General features: G+C 37.8%; 16 protein-coding genes. 14 read left to right on the top strand and 2 right to left on the bottom strand.

The genetic code is table 11. From position 1 onward, the window contains the following. A partial coding sequence (locus K2N75_RS08560) for a methyl-accepting chemotaxis protein (RefSeq protein ID WP_300120346.1) occupies positions 1-1,745 on the bottom strand: 1,745 nt, incomplete at its 3' end. A gap of 206 nt (positions 1,746-1,951) precedes the next feature. Between K2N75_RS08560 and K2N75_RS08555 the strand changes: the two genes are divergently transcribed. From K2N75_RS08555 to K2N75_RS08530, 6 genes are read left to right on the top strand one after another with little or no spacing between them, the layout of a single operon-like run. Beyond that, a complete protein-coding gene (locus K2N75_RS08555; protein WP_297681092.1) occupies positions 1,952-2,182 on the top strand; it encodes a twin-arginine translocase TatA/TatE family subunit in 231 nt (76 codons plus the stop codon). Further along, positions 2,182-3,801: an arginine--tRNA ligase gene (gene argS, locus K2N75_RS08550; protein WP_297681086.1), complete on the top strand. Its 1,620-nt coding sequence runs from the start codon at positions 2,182-2,184 to the stop codon at positions 3,799-3,801. Before K2N75_RS08555 ends, argS begins: the two co-directional genes overlap by 1 nt. 11 nt (positions 3,802-3,812) lie before the next feature. Further along, a complete protein-coding gene (fabD, locus tag K2N75_RS08545) occupies positions 3,813-4,733 on the top strand; it encodes an ACP S-malonyltransferase (RefSeq protein ID WP_297681084.1) in 921 nt (306 codons plus the stop codon). A 1-nt stretch (position 4,734) separates the two neighbouring features. Next, the gene (locus tag K2N75_RS08540; protein WP_297681082.1) at positions 4,735-5,415 is read left to right on the top strand and encodes a 5'-methylthioadenosine/adenosylhomocysteine nucleosidase; all 681 of its coding nucleotides are present in this window, start codon (positions 4,735-4,737) and stop codon (positions 5,413-5,415) included. A gap of 17 nt (positions 5,416-5,432) precedes the next feature. Then, positions 5,433-5,900, top strand: a complete 468-nt coding sequence (locus tag K2N75_RS08535) for a histidine phosphatase family protein (protein WP_297681080.1) — start codon at positions 5,433-5,435, stop codon at positions 5,898-5,900. Positions 5,901-5,909: 9 nt separating this feature from the next. After that, the gene (locus K2N75_RS08530) at positions 5,910-6,422 is read left to right on the top strand and encodes a YhcH/YjgK/YiaL family protein (protein WP_297681078.1); all 513 of its coding nucleotides are present in this window, start codon (positions 5,910-5,912) and stop codon (positions 6,420-6,422) included. On the opposite strand, the gene K2N75_RS08525 is transcribed toward K2N75_RS08530, so the two are convergent. Further along, complete coding sequence (locus tag K2N75_RS08525; protein WP_297681076.1) at positions 6,419-6,829, bottom strand: Fur family transcriptional regulator; 411 nt, start codon at positions 6,827-6,829, stop codon at positions 6,419-6,421. The genes K2N75_RS08530 and K2N75_RS08525 overlap by 4 nt on opposite strands. 277 nt (positions 6,830-7,106) lie before the next feature. Here K2N75_RS08525 and aspS point away from each other — a divergent pair, with 277 nt between their 5' ends. From aspS to pseH, 8 genes are all read left to right on the top strand, one after another. Then, on the top strand, positions 7,107-8,858 hold the full coding sequence (aspS, locus tag K2N75_RS08520; RefSeq protein ID WP_297681074.1) for an aspartate--tRNA ligase: 1,752 nt from the start codon (positions 7,107-7,109) through the stop codon (positions 8,856-8,858). A gap of 12 nt (positions 8,859-8,870) precedes the next feature. Then, entirely contained in the window at positions 8,871-9,443 is a 573-nt protein-coding gene (locus K2N75_RS08515; RefSeq protein WP_297681072.1) for an adenylate kinase, read from the top strand. A 33-nt stretch (positions 9,444-9,476) separates the two neighbouring features. Next, entirely contained in the window at positions 9,477-9,995 is a 519-nt protein-coding gene (gene ppa, locus K2N75_RS08510; protein WP_297681070.1) for an inorganic diphosphatase, read from the top strand. 169 nt (positions 9,996-10,164) lie between these two features. After that, the gene (locus K2N75_RS08505; protein ID WP_297681068.1) at positions 10,165-11,193 is read left to right on the top strand and encodes a DctP family TRAP transporter solute-binding subunit; all 1,029 of its coding nucleotides are present in this window, start codon (positions 10,165-10,167) and stop codon (positions 11,191-11,193) included. Between the two features lie 47 nt (positions 11,194-11,240). Beyond that, positions 11,241-11,843 carry a TRAP transporter small permease gene (locus tag K2N75_RS08500; RefSeq protein WP_297681090.1) on the top strand — a complete coding sequence of 201 codons (603 nt, stop codon included), beginning with the start codon at positions 11,241-11,243 and terminating at the stop codon, positions 11,841-11,843. Positions 11,844-11,860: 17 nt separating this feature from the next. After that, positions 11,861-13,135 carry a TRAP transporter large permease subunit gene (locus K2N75_RS08495; RefSeq protein WP_297681066.1) on the top strand — a complete coding sequence of 425 codons (1,275 nt, stop codon included), beginning with the start codon at positions 11,861-11,863 and terminating at the stop codon, positions 13,133-13,135. A gap of 24 nt (positions 13,136-13,159) precedes the next feature. Beyond that, complete coding sequence (locus K2N75_RS08490) at positions 13,160-13,906, top strand: cytochrome c biogenesis protein CcdA (RefSeq protein WP_297681064.1); 747 nt, start codon at positions 13,160-13,162, stop codon at positions 13,904-13,906. 9 nt (positions 13,907-13,915) lie between these two features. Then, a partial coding sequence (pseH, locus tag K2N75_RS08485) for a UDP-4-amino-4,6-dideoxy-N-acetyl-beta-L-altrosamine N-acetyltransferase (RefSeq protein ID WP_297681062.1) occupies positions 13,916-14,371 on the top strand: 456 nt, incomplete at its 3' end.

Genomic DNA, 14,371 nt, shown 5'->3' with positions numbered 1-14,371 from the left:
TTCACATTTGCTTCAATCTCATTGAGTGATTTTCCTGTTCTTTCTGCTAGCTTTCTTACCTCATCAGCAACAACTGCGAATCCTCGTCCGTGTTCCCCTGCTCTTGCTGCTTCAATCGCGGCATTGAGCGCAAGTAAGTTGGTTTGGTCTGCAATGTCTTTAATTACATTGACGACTTGCCGAATATCATCACTTTGCTGGATTACTTCACTGCTTTTGCTTGCAACATTTTGCATAGAATCTGTGATTTCTGATACAGCTAAATTCGTTTGTTCTAGGGATTGGCTTTGTGCGTGAGAAGAAGCTTGCAGGTTTGCTACGCGTTCTTGTAAAGTGCTAGAATGCCCTTTAAGTGTTTGTGCGATTCCGCTAGAGTGCTGGAGCATATTTTGGATATAACTTCTTAAATCGTTGATGTTTTCTACTACACGAAGCAATGCACCTTTGCTATTATTTGTTTCTGCAATATGGGTAAAATCATCTCCTTTGTAGCTTTCTAGTGCTTTTTCAATAATTTCAAAGTTTTGATTAAGGTCTTGGAGTGTTTGATTAAGATAAAGTTTAATGTTGTTGAGTTGTTTGTTGTTGGATTCAGCCTCTATCAATCTCCCAAAATCACCTTCCTTTGCGTATTCAAGAGATTTTAATGTTTCTTGCACACAAGCACGCTCTTTTTCCAAATTGGTTTGAATCTCTTTGATGTTTTCGTTAATGGCTCTTGCCATTTCTCCCAATTCGTCATTGGTGTTAATATGGAGCAGTTTTACACTTGTAGTTTTGAGATGTAAGTAGTCAAAAAAGTCTAAGATTCCTTTGCGCAAAGTCTTAATAGGATTAAGGATTTTGCGTGCGAAAATATTAATCAGCACGATAAGAACAATTGCAAAGATAAGCAATGAAATAGCTAGGAAAGTAGTGTTTTTATGAACGGTATGATATAGGGTTGCCTCTTCTCCTACCAAACAGACATTCCACGCAGTTAATGGGTTTAAAGAGCAGATTCCAAATCTTTGGTGTTTATCTTGTTCAAAGAAAATGAACTCGTTTTGATGGTTTTTAGATTTTTCTACTAATAATTTGGAGATTTCACTTTGGTTGAGGATTTCATCGGCATTTTGCGAAAGAATGATTTTGCCACTCGGGTCTGTTGCAAAAATTGTATAATGTTCGCCTTTTTGAAGGGATTCTAAATAGTTGTTTAAGGGCTTTAATGCAATGTCTCCACTAACAACGCCATAAAAATTACCTTTGTGGTGGAGAGGTGCTCCAAAGCCAAAAACAGGAAGTTTTTTACTCGCTTGTAACCACGCATTGTTTAAAATGATTGGTTGATTTTGTGCTTTCGTATCATAAAACCAACTGCGTTTGCGTGGGTCATAGCCACTTTCTGGAAAGACATGATTTCCATTGCTTCGGAGCATTCTTCCGTTTTCCTCCACACCAAAATACACGAGATTGAATCCGCTTGTTTTTTCAACGAGTTCTAGGCTTTTGGCAATACTTGCCTCATCATCTAAATGATTAGCAATATCGTCTTTAAGCTGATTGATGGCAACTTGTTTTTCATTAATATAAGAAATGAGCAAAAGTTGAATAGAATTTAGTTTGCCTTGGTAACTTTTTGTTTCGGATAATAGAGTACTAGTTTTGGTCATTTGATATTGCAAAATCCCAAAAATTAAAAACCCAATTATTGCCGTGAGTGTAATACTTAATGTTGCTTTTAAGCTCAAAGATAACTTCATTACTTTAACCCTTAAATTAATTTCTTGTAAGAATAGCATATAACAATTAAATCTTTCATTTAATATTTCAAAATATCGGCAAAGGTTGATGATTTTTGAAAAATTAGTAACATTTATTCAAAAATTAAATGTAAAAATTAGTGGTTTTGTAGTTGCAAGAGGAATTATGCTATAATCCGCAAAATTTCATAAATAAAAAGGATTTAATAATGATGCCAAGTGTTCAGCAGTTGCTCATTGTGCTATTGATTATTGTTGTGTTATTTGGAGCAAAAAAGATTCCAGATTTAGCTAAAGGCTTGGGTTCAGGAATTAAAAATTTCAAAAAAGCAGTCAAAGAAGAGGACGAAGAGATAACGGCGCAAAATACGAAGATTGAACAAGACAAAAAAGAATCCGTAGCAAATTCTGCAAACGAGACAACAAAAGTATCCTAATGACGCAAAATATCAAACAAATTGTAGAGGAAGCATTAGGGGTTTCTAGTATTTTAGAAAAGCCACGCGACAAGAGATTTGGTCATTTTGCTTTGCCAACTTTTAGCTTTGCCAAAACTTTACGCCAAAGTCCGCAAGCTATTGCACAAGAGTTTGCGCAAAAGTTAGAATCTTTGCCACAAATTGCAAGTGTGAATGTTGTCAATGGCTATGTGAATTTTAGTCTAAGTGATATGTTTTTGGCACAATGTGCGTGGAAGTTTTTGCAACAAGATTCTACAAGTCAAGCTTCAAATGTAGAATCGCAAAACGCGCAGGAGCATATCTTGCTAGAATATGTGAGCGCAAATCCAACAGGTCCTTTGCACATTGGACACGCACGTGGAGCAATCTTTGGCGATAGTTTAGCGCGGATTGGCAGGTTTTTGGGATTTCGCATTGCAACAGAATATTATATCAATGACGCAGGCACACAAATGGAAAATTTGGGTAAATCCATTTATTATGCTGGACGGCATTTGTTTTTTAACGCACCCTATGAGTTGCCGCAGGATTGCTATAAGGGTGAATATGTGCTTTTGCTAGCAGAGCAAGCAAAGGATTCTTTGGGATTGGAAGTTTTTGAGAATCTCTCGCAGATTGCAACCTTAAGCTGCTTTGGAAAAGACAAAATGCTAGAGGAAATCAAGGCAAATTTAGCACAAGTTGGAATCGTATTTGATAACTATGTGAGTGAAAAAGAGCTTTTTACGGCTTGGGATTCCACATTGCACGCACTTCAAGCACATAATGGCGTCTATGAGCAAGAGGGTAAATTGTGGCTAAAATCTAGTGAATATGGAGACGAAAAAGACCGCGTCATTGTGCGTGAGAATGGAGAGCCAACTTATCTTGCGGGAGATATTATTTATCACAGAGACAAGTTTATGCGCCCCTTTACACACTATATTAATATTTGGGGAGCAGACCATCACGGCTATATCGCGCGCGTGAAAGCTGCTATTAGCTTTTTAGGATATGATAGCAATAAATTAGAGGTGCTTTTATCACAAATGGTTGCCTTGCTTCAAGGGGGTGAAGCTTATAAGATGAGCAAACGCGCAGGCAATTTTATTTTAATGAAAGAAATCGTAGAGGAAGTCGGTGCAGACGCTTTGCGTTTGATTTTTTTAAGTAAAAAAGCAGACACACATTTAGAATTTGACATAGAAGAATTAAAAAAGCAAGACGCGAGCAATCCTGTGTATTATATTAATTATGCCCACGCGCGGATTCATACACTTTTTGCCAAATCTTGTTTTGAGATTCTTGATTTTAAAAATACCAAAAAAGAGCAATATGTAGAATCTCTAAAAGAAATGGACGAAAATTTGCGTGATTTATTGGTGCTTTCACTTGGGCTTGATAAGGTGCTATTAGATGCTTTTGTGCAACGCGCACCCAATAAGGTTGTGGATTTTTTGAAAAATCTTGCAGGAGAGTTCCACCGATTCTATAATGAGACAAAAATTTTAAACACTGCCAAAGAGGAGCAGATTCTAAAAGTCTTAATTGTTGTTGCAAAGTCTTTGAATTTAGGGCTTGCATTACTTGGTGTTCAAGCTAAAGAAAGTATGTAAAAGGAGTGATTTTGAGTAAAGCATTAATTTTTCCCGGTCAAGGCAGTCAGAGTATTGGAATGGGTAAAGACTTGTTTGAGAATAGCACAGAAGTTAAGAGGCATTTTGAACAAGCAAGTGAGATTTTAAAAGAAGATATGATAAAACTTTGCTTTGAAGAGAATGAAAAATTAAATTTGACACAATACACACAGCCCGCGATTCTTTTGGTAAGTTATAGTGTATTTTCTCTTATTTTGCCAAAAATAAAAGATAAAATTGCTTTTGGGCTAGGGCATTCGTTGGGAGAATTTAGTGCGCTCTGCGCAAGCGGTGCTTTGAACTTTGAGCAAGCCATTTCATTGGTTAGTAAGCGAGGATATTTAATGGAGGAATCCTGCAAGTCCAAAGTGGCAGGTATGATGGTTGTGCTTGGGTTAGAGGATAGCATATTAGAAGAGTTTTGTGCAAAAAAACGCAATAGAGGCTTGAAAGTCTGGTGTGCAAATTATAATGGCGATGGGCAAATGGTGCTTGCAGGAAGCAAAGAGGATTTATCCACCTTAGAAGTGGAGATTAAAGGATTGGGTGCAAAACGTGCCTTAATGCTTCCGATGTCTGTGGCAAGTCATTGTCCTATTTTAGAAGGAATGTGTGCAGATTTTAGAGTCTTACTAGAGGAAGCATTGAGGGATTCCTTTGACTTTCCTATTATTTCAAATGTAAATGCAAAACCCTATCAAAGTAAAGCACAAGCATTGGATTTGTTGGCAAAGCAGCTTGTTTCACCCGTGCTTTATAAGCAATCCATTCGTGAAAATGATACAGAGATTGAGGGTTTCATAGAGTGTGGAGGCAATGTCCTAAAAGGCTTAAATAAGCGATTGAGCCAAAAAGAAACGATTTCTTTGCAGACTTATGCAGAGATTCAAGATTTTTTACAAAAGGATTAAAATGACATTTGGCATTATTGGCGCACTTCCAGAGGAGATTACTCCCGTGCTCGCACACTACAAGGATTATGAAACTTTGGAGTTTGGTGGCAATACTTTTTACAAAATTAAAGTAGGAAACAAGACTGCAATGCTTGCGTGTAGTCGTATTGGTAAAGTGCATGCAGCATTGACTGCTTGCACTTTGATTTTGCACTTTGGTTGTGAAAAAATCCTATTTAATGGAATCGCGGGTGCAATCAATCCAAGTTATAAAGTTGGAGATTTGCTTTTTGCAAGTAAATTGTGTCAGCACGATGTGGATTTGACAATTTTTGATTACCCTTACGGATTTGTTCCTGGGAGCGAGACCTTTGTCGAAAGTGATTCTGCGTTAAATGCGATAGCAAAAGAAGTGGCAAGCGAGCTTGGATTCTGCATTTATGAGGGAATTGTCGCTTCAGGAGACCAATTTGTCAATCAAAAAGACAAGAAACAATGGATACGTGAAACTTTTCAAGCGGACGCAGTAGAAATGGAGGGTGCAAGCGTAGCGGTGGTGTGCAAGAATCTCAAAGTGCCTTTTTGTATTCTTCGGACAATATCTGATAGTGTGAATGATGAAAAGCTAGAGGACTATAATGAGGAAGAAAGTGGCAAGAGAAACATTGCATTTGTGATTCAAATGATAGAAAAAATCTAATTTAAGGAGGTTTGAAAATGCGTTTAATTTTGGTGCGACATGCAAAAGCAGAGAATAGAGAAAAGTGGGTAGGTGAAGACGATATGAAGCGACCACTTACGAAAAAAGGTGTAAAACAAGCAAAAAAAATTGCAAAATACATTGCAAAAAAATACCCCGATGTAGATGCGATTGTTTCATCGCTTGCTTTGCGTGCGTGTGATACAGCAAAGTTTATTGCTAAAAAACAATCCCACAGCACTTTTTTCCTAAATCCCAATATTAATCCTGAAGAAGGATTACAAGGCTTTTTGGGACATAAAGATGAGATTGAAGAAGATTGGCAAACTTTAGTTGTTGTTGGACACGAGCCAAGTATTAGCGAGTTTGTGCGATTTATCTGTGCGAAAGGAACTTTGAATTTGTATGTGGGCAAAGGTTGTGTAGTAGAATTAGAGCGTGAAAGCGAGAATGATTGGCTGCTTGTAGGGTTACATAATTTCTAAAGGGATTCTATGTTTTTGGGTTATTTGCCAGATGTGGCAAACAAATTTAAGAAAAATGAAGTGTTAAGCAGAATCTTTGGCTATCTTTTTGATGCTTTAGACGAAAGCAGTGAAGTGCATCAACGAATTGCGGCTTTAAAAGCAGGTGAGGAATTTGTGGTGCATTTTGATGGGGGAGTGCGCGCCATTGAGCAGGCTTATAATACCAAGACGCCCAAAGAGGCTTTTTATGAAAGCCATAGTGAAATGGTTGATTTTCAAATGGTAGTTTTTGGTAAGGAGATTTTTTTTGTTGCTCCAAATAGTTTGTGTAAGATTAAGAATCCCTTAGATTCTGCACGCGATTTGATTGAATATCACACAAGTGCTTTTCTTTCAAGTATTCAATTATTTCCCGGTAATCTTGCGGTGTTTGAAAGTCTTGATGTGCATGCAGGCGGAATCTCTGCAAATGCAGAATCTTCGCTTGTGCAGAAAGTGGTTGTTAAAGTCCCCAAACAATATGTTAAATTAAACTTTTAAGCGTTGGTTTGGCATTGTGGGCAGATTCCAATCATCGCGATAGAGGTTTCTTTGATTTTGTAAGAAGAAATGTCGGTGCAAGCGGCTTTGAGTGATTCTACAGAAGTATTTAATTCCATATCTGTGATTTTTCCACATTTTTCACAAACAAGATGAATATGAGGGTTTTTCACAAGCTCATAACGTTGCTTTTGGTTGGGAAATTTGACTTCGTCAATGATTTTTGCTTCTTGCATAGAAGCAAGATTTTTATAAATTGTAGCAAGAGACATTGAGGGATTACTCTCTTTAATATTTTCATAAATTTCATCAATGCTGATGTGTCCAAATTTTTGGATTTCTTTCAAAATTGCCAAACGTTGGGGAGTAATTTTGAGGTGATTTTCTTTTAAAATTTTTTCAAACATTTAAGTATCCTAGTCCTAGTTTAAGTTAAATAATGATTTATTTTCAGAATCGTAATTATACAAAAATTATTTTTATTTATCAAGAAAGATTATCAATAAATAATTACATAAAGTAAGCTATTTATTTTTTATGGAATGGAAAGATTTTGTGATGAATATAAGGATTAGAAATCTTATTTTGCATTGATACAACTTTAAAAGCTTGAGATTAATTTTGCCTTTTATTATTTTTTGATACAATCACAAATTATTTTGTTAATTTTTAGGAGTAAATACCATGAGAAGCCATTATTGCGCAGATTTGGGAGAGCAAAATATTGGAGAAATGGTGAGTTTATGCGGTTGGTGTAATACTTATCGCGACCACGGAGGAATCGTTTTTATTGACTTACGCGACCGCAGCGGACTTGTGCAACTTGTATTTGACCCAAAGGATAGCGCAGAGGCGCATAAAATTGCGAGCGAAGTGCGTGATGAATATGTTTTGTTGGCAAAAGGAAAAGTGCGTGCAAGAGGCGAGGGACTAGAGAATCCTAAACTAAAAACAGGGAAAATTGAGGTGTTGGTAGAATCTCTAAAGATTGAAAACAAGAGCCTAACGCCTCCCATTGCGGTAGGAGATGAAAGCGTGGGGGAAGATGTACGTTTGAAATATCGCTATTTGGATTTGCGCAACCCGCGCTTGCAAGAGATTTTTATCACGCGAAGCAAGGTGGCGCAAGCGACAAGAAATGCGTTAAGTAGCTTGGGATTTTTAGAGGTTGAAACTCCAATTTTAACGAAAGCAACGCCAGAGGGTGCGCGGGATTATCTTGTGCCTAGTCGCGTGCATCACGGCGAATTTTATGCCTTGCCCCAAAGCCCTCAATTATTTAAGCAGCTGTTGATGATTAGCGGATTTGATAAGTATTTTCAGATTGCAAAATGTTTCAGAGATGAGGATTTACGGCTTGATAGGCAACCAGAATTTACACAAATTGATGTGGAAATGAGTTTTTGCACCCAAGACGATGTAATGGCGGCTGCGGAAGCAACGCTTAAGGCGATTTTTGGAGTGTGCGGGATTGCTGTACAAACTCCTTTTGAACATCGCACTTATAAAGAAGTAATGGAATCTTATGGCAGCGATAAGCCAGATTTGCGTTATGAATTGCCCTTAGTGGAAGTATCCGATTTGTTTGTAGAATCTAGCAATGAAATTTTTGCTAAGATTGCTAAGGATTCTAAAAATAATCGCATTAAAGCCCTATGTGTGCAAAAAGGTGATACATTTTTCACGCGTAAAACTTTAGGAGAGGCAGAAGAGTTTGTGCGCAAATTTGGGGCAAAAGGTTTGGCATATATTCAAATCAAAGAAGAGGGTGCAAAGGGACCTCTTGTGAAGTTTTTAAGTGAAACAAGTCTTAAAACCCTGTTAGAACGCGTAGGCGCAAAAGTCGGAGATATTGTATTCTTTGGCGCGGGAGAGAAAAAAATTGTGTGGGATTATATGGGACGTTTGCGTCAGAAAATTGCTCAAGATATGGGGCTTATTGATGAGAATCTTTATAGATTCTTATGGGTAGTAGATTTTCCTATGTTTGAACGCAATGAAGATGGTAGTGTGTCGGCTCTACACCATCCTTTTACAATGCCTAAAAATTTAGATGTAGAAGACATTGAGGAGATTAGCTCTGTGGCTTATGATGTCGTATTGAATGGTTTTGAAATTGGTGGCGGAAGCATTAGGATTCATAAAGAGGAGATTCAAAGTCGCGTGTTTAAATTGCTTGGAATTAGCGAGGAAGAGGCAAAAAATAAATTTAGCTTTTTACTTGAAGCCTTGCAATTTGGCGCGCCACCTCACGGCGGAATCGCATTTGGCTTAGATAGGATTATTATGCTACTTTGCAAAGCAAATTCTATCCGTGATGTGATTGCATTTCCTAAAACACAAAAGGCAACTTGCCCGCTAACAGACGCGCCAAGTGAGGCAAACGAGGAGCAATTAAGGGAACTACATATCAAGGTAAGAGAAACTAAACGATAAAAGGAGAATTTTATGAAAAAATTATTTTTGGTCATCGGAGCACCCGGAAGCGGTAAAACTACGGACGCAGAGATTATTAGTAAGAATAATAGTGAGAGCATTGTGCATTATTCTACCGGAGAATTATTGCGTGCAGAGGTGGCAAGCGGAAGTGAGCTTGGAAAGCTAATTGACAGCTACACAAGCAAAGGAAATCTTGTGCCGCTTGAAATTGTCGTCAAAACCATTGTAGATGCGATAGCCAATGCGGTAAAAGATATTGTGCTTATTGATGGCTATCCTCGCAGTGTGGAGCAAATGTTGGAGCTAGATAAGATTTTGAATGACAAAAAAGATATTGAGCTTGTCAGTGTGATTGAGGTAGAAGTAAGTAGAGAAACTGCTTGTGATAGGGTGCTTGGACGCGCTAGAGGTGCAGACGATAATGTAGAAGTTTTCAATAATCGTATGGAAGTTTATCAAACGCCTTTGAAAGAGATTCAGGATTTTTATGGCAAAAAAGCTGTGTTGAAAAAAATCAGTGGTGAGCGCACGATTGAGGAAATTACTTCCGAAATGGAAGCTTTTATTAAATCTAAAATTTAATAGAGATTCTACTTAATTATTAAAGGGAAAAAGATGAATGTATCAAAGATTAGTGTAGGAGAGAATCCTAATAAACTTAATGTCGTAATTGAGATTCCTTATGGAAGCAACATTAAATATGAAATTGACAAGGAATCCGGTGCAGTCGTGGTGGATAGAGTGATGTATAGTGCGATGTTTTATCCTGCGAATTATGGTTTCGTGCCAAATACGCTAAGTGATGATGGGGACCCAGCAGATGTGTTGGTGCTAAACGAATATCCTTTACAGGCTGGAAGTGTGATTAAAGCGCGTTTGATTGGTGTTTTGATTATGGAAGATGAAAGCGGAATGGACGAAAAACTCCTTGCTGTGCCTGTCAGTAAGATAGACCCAAGATACGATAGAATCCAAAGCCTAGAGGATTTGCCACAAATCACATTGGATAGGATTAAAAATTTCTTTGAAACTTATAAGGCTTTAGAACCGAATAAATGGGTAAAAGTTAAGGAATACAAAGATTTAAATGTTGCCAAAGAAATTTTGGATAAAGCAATCAAAAATTACAAATAAATTTTGGATTGTTTCAAAAAGTCATTTTTGGCGCATAATGTTGCAAAATTCTACACTAAAAGCACCAAAGTGATTTAGTCCATTTTGTCTTTTAAGAAGATTTTGTATAAAATATATGGAATCTCACAGAGGTTGAGTGAATAATATTTGTGTTAGGAGATTTAGGAAAATGAAAAAAATTCTTTTAGTTTCAGTTTTGGCTGTATTTGGATTAATGGGTTGTGGTGGAGACAATAATAAAGAAGCTAGCACCGCTGCTAAGGGAGATTCCAATAAGGTTTATGAGGTGAAATTCGCGCATGTTGTGAGCGCAAATACACCAAAGGGGAGAGCAGCAGATTTCTTTGCCAAAAGAGTAGAAGAGCTTACAGAGGGGAAAATCAAAGTGCATGTATTTCCTTCAGCGCAGCTCGTAGATGATGATAAGGTTTTTCAAGAACTTAAACGCAACAATGTGCAACTTGCAGCACCTAGTTTTTCAAAATTTACACCTTTTGCAAAAGAGTTTAACCTTTGGGATGTTCCTTTTATCTTCCGCGATACCGAACATTTGCATAAAGTAATGGACGGAGAAGTAGGAAAAATCCTAAAAGATGTGATTTCAAGCAAGGGTTATATCGCACTTGAGTATTGGGACGCAGGATTCAAACAATTTAGTACAAATAAAAAACCAATTGTAGAACCAAGTGATGCAGAAGGGCAAAAAATGAGAATTATGAGCTCTAAAGTGCTAGAAGAACAAACAAAAGCTGTCAAAGCGATTCCACAAGTTTTACCTTTTGGTGAAGTGTATTCTGCATTGCAAACAGGTGTAGTAGATGCAGCAGAAAACCCACTTTCTAACCTCTATAATTCTAAATTCTATGAAGTGCAAAGCTCTATTACAATTTCAAATCATGGTTATTTGGGATATTTAGTTGTTGCAAGTGAGAAGTTTTGGAAAGAATTGCCACAAGATTTGCAAGAGAAATTTTCTACCGCAATGCGCGAAGCAACAATTTTTGAACGTGAAGAGAGTGCTAAAGAAGAAAAAATGTTGCTAGATAAATTAAAAGCTGATGATAAGACGAATACAACCATTTATGAGTTAGATGAAGCACAAAAACAACAATGGCAAGATGTGATGATTGCAATCTATCCTAAGTTTTATGATTTAATCGGTAAAGATTTGATTGAAAAAACACTGAATACAAAATAATCTTGTAGATTGTTTTTGAAAGGTTTATTTTGCGCAATTTATTATTAATGATTCAGAGACCTTTTTTGTGGGCGCATAAGGATCCAGGCGTCAATAAGCTTTTTGCTATTTTAGATAAGATTATTGCAGGAATCAATAAAAATGTTGCAGTCGTTGGAATAGCACTTGGAATCGTGATTACTGCAATTAATGTGAGTGTGCGTTACATTGCGGGATTCTATCCAGAGATTGGCTCGCTTACTTGGGCGGAGGAAGTAGCAAGATATTGCTTTTTGTGGTCAGCATTTTTTGGCGCAGCGTATGGATTTAGAAAGGGTGTGCATATTTCTGTAACTATGCTAGTTGAGAAGTTTCCACCAGCACTTGCCAAAACTTGTGTGCTATTAACACATATCCTCAATTCTGTTTTTTTAGGCTTTATGTTTTATGCTAGTTTAATGGTTTGCTATTTGAACTATGAAATTGGCTATATGAGTGAAGCATTGCACGAAGTGCCTTTGTGGGTGTTTCTCCTTTGTTTGCCCATTGCATTTTTGGGAGCAACTTATCGCTCCGTAGAAAAAATCTATGAAATTTCTTGGACAGACGCAGACAAGGTTGTAAAAAATGCAGAGGAAGAGATGATTCACGATTCTGTGATTAAAGATTAGTAAAATTTGGAGAATTAATGAGTGTTGCATTTTTGCTAATTGTATTGTTTGGTTTGTTATTGGTGGGTGTGCCAGTTGCCATTTCTCTCGGGGTAAGCGCGGTTATTACAATGCTGTTGTTTAGCTCTTATGATGTTATGGGTGTGCCTGAAATTATGCTTAATGGCTTAAAACCTGCTTTAATGGCGATTCCAATGTTTATTTTGGCGGGTTCTTTGATGAGCAAAGGAAGCTCTGCACAAAGAATCGTAGATTTTGCGAGAAGCATTGTGGGGCATTTACCCGGTGGTCTTCCAATGAGTGCGATTTTGGCTTGTATTATCTTTGCTGCTGTGAGCGGAAGCTCTCCCGCGACGGTTGTTGCGATTGGTTCTGTAATGTTTGTAGCTCTTAGCCAAGCAGGCTATCCCAAAAGTTATTCAGTAGGGGCGATTACTTCTGCGGGAAGTCTTGGGATTTTGATTCCACCTTCTGTTGTAATGATTGTTTATGGAGTAACCGCGGAAGTCTCTATTGAAAAATTATTTATGGCAGGCGTTGTTCCGGGTGTGATGATTGGCGGAATGATGATGGTTTATGCGTATTTTGGCGCAAGACGATTGGGATTCAAAGCAACAGAACCTGCAAAATTTAGTGAGCGTTGGGCTAAATTCAAAGAAGCATTTTGGGCATTGCTCATCGTGATTGTGGTCATTGGTGGAATCTACGCAGGGCTTTTTACAGCTACAGAGGCAGCGGGAATTAGTGCAGTATATGCCTTTATCGTGTCCATTTTTGTTTATAAAGATATTAAGATAAAAGAGCTTTATGGAGTGCTTTTGGACGCTGCAATTACCACAGCAATGATTTTCTTCATCATTGGCTTTGCGGTTGTGTTTGCGCATTTCCTTACAAGTGAGCGGATTCCACATATGATTGCTGAATCGCTAGTGAATATGAATATGAGCTGGTGGCTATTTTTGATTTTGGTGAATATTGCACTTTTCATTATGGGACAATTTATGGAGCCTAGCTCTGTCGTGATGATTATGACACCTTTGTTATTGCCGATTGCTTTACAACTAGGGATTGACCCGATTCACTTTGGAATTGCAATGATTGTCAATATGGAGCTTGGAATGCTAACTCCACCGGTGGGCTTAAATCTCTTTGTGGCAAGCTCACTTACGGGCTTAAGCCTCAAAGATGTTACCCTCTCGGTGATTCCTTGGCTCTGTGTCTTACTTTTAGGACTTGGGCTTGTTACTTATGTGCCAGAAATTTCACTTTGGTTGCCAAATTTACTTGATTAAATTTAAAGTTTGCAAGGTATAAGGGTGGAAGAATCGCTGCTTAGGTTTTTTGAAAGGGCTCCACATTTAATCAGCCTAGCCGCAGGGATTCTGACTTTTATCAGCCCTTGCATTTTACCGCTTATTCCCGCATATCTTTCGTATATTTCTGAAATTTCACTCCAAGAGATGAAGGATTCTAAAAGCTTGGATTTAAAGAAACGATTTAGAATCTTAAGAAGCGCAGTCTTTTTTGTTTTGGGATTTGGAATCGTTTTTGTCTTATTGGGCGCAGTGGCTGCTAGAATCTTACAAGGTGGGATTCTTTTAAGCCCGATTTTGCGCTATTTTGCAGGCGGAATCTTAATTCTCTTTGGGCTGCATATCTTAGGAATTTTGAGGATTCCGTTTTTAAATTATACAAAAAGCTTCCGCACAGAATATAACTTTTCTTTTCTAAAAGACTTTTTCGCCCCCTTTTTGCTTGGTGTGAGCTTTGCGCTTGGTTGGACGCCTTGTGTGGGTCCAATTTTGGCAAGCATTATTTCCCTAGCTAGTTTAGAGGAGGGAAGCGGAATCGCATTGCTTGTGATTTACGCGCTTGGACTTTCGCTCCCTTTCTTGTTTTGTGCGGTATTAATTGGCTATGCTTTTAATTTTTTAGAATGGATTAAGGCTTATTTTAAGTGGATTGAATGGTGTGCAGGAGGGCTTTTGATTTGCATTGGAATCCTTGTTGCAAGTGGAGGAATGAGCGCATTATCTGCTTATCTTGTAGGGATTTTGGGCTAGGATTCTGTGATGACATTAAAAAATTTTGTGGATTTAGACGAGATAGAAAAGATTTTGGTGTTTGGGTGGCGCAATCACCTAAAAATCGCCCCTTTGATGAGAACACAGACAATTACGCTAAAAGAACACTTGAAATTTATGGAATCCTTGAAGCAAGATTCCACGAAACAATATTTTTTGGCTTTACAAAACGATGAAATCTTGGGTGTGCTTTGCTTTATAGACATTCAGCGCGGAATCTCTTGTGAGTTTGGAATCTATCAAAACCCAGATTTAAAGGGATATGGAGCGGCATTAATGGAAGCAATGCTAAAGTACGCGCAAGAGACGCTAGGAGTTGTGAAAATTTACGCCTGTGCCTTGAACACGAATCAAAAGGCGATTTCTCTTTACCAAAGCTTTGGTTTTCAATTTACAAATAAGGACGCACAAATGAGTTATTTCGTATTCTCTGCGGGGGGGGGG

The sequence above is a fragment of the Helicobacter sp. genome, assembly GCF_029067145.1.
Taxonomy (GTDB): Bacteria; Campylobacterota; Campylobacteria; order Campylobacterales; family Helicobacteraceae; genus Helicobacter_D.
This window is presented reverse-complemented; position numbering and strand designations above follow the sequence as displayed.

Excerpts from the sequence above, each read along its gene's own strand:
- argS (WP_297681086.1), top strand. The coding sequence starts at position 2,182 with ATGACGCAAAATATCAAACAAATTGTAGAGGAAGCATTAGGGGTTTCT.
- K2N75_RS08540 (WP_297681082.1), top strand. The coding sequence starts at position 4,735 with ATGACATTTGGCATTATTGGCGCACTTCCAGAGGAGATTACTCCCGTG.
- K2N75_RS08535 (WP_297681080.1), top strand. The coding sequence starts at position 5,433 with ATGCGTTTAATTTTGGTGCGACATGCAAAAGCAGAGAATAGAGAAAAG.
- K2N75_RS08530 (WP_297681078.1), top strand. The coding sequence starts at position 5,910 with ATGTTTTTGGGTTATTTGCCAGATGTGGCAAACAAATTTAAGAAAAAT.
- K2N75_RS08525 (WP_297681076.1), bottom strand. The coding sequence starts at position 6,829 with ATGTTTGAAAAAATTTTAAAAGAAAATCACCTCAAAATTACTCCCCAA.
- aspS (WP_297681074.1), top strand. The coding sequence starts at position 7,107 with ATGAGAAGCCATTATTGCGCAGATTTGGGAGAGCAAAATATTGGAGAA.
- K2N75_RS08515 (WP_297681072.1), top strand. The coding sequence starts at position 8,871 with ATGAAAAAATTATTTTTGGTCATCGGAGCACCCGGAAGCGGTAAAACT.
- ppa (WP_297681070.1), top strand. The coding sequence starts at position 9,477 with ATGAATGTATCAAAGATTAGTGTAGGAGAGAATCCTAATAAACTTAAT.
- K2N75_RS08505 (WP_297681068.1), top strand. The coding sequence starts at position 10,165 with ATGAAAAAAATTCTTTTAGTTTCAGTTTTGGCTGTATTTGGATTAATG.
- K2N75_RS08500 (WP_297681090.1), top strand. The coding sequence starts at position 11,241 with ATGATTCAGAGACCTTTTTTGTGGGCGCATAAGGATCCAGGCGTCAAT.
- K2N75_RS08495 (WP_297681066.1), top strand. The coding sequence starts at position 11,861 with ATGAGTGTTGCATTTTTGCTAATTGTATTGTTTGGTTTGTTATTGGTG.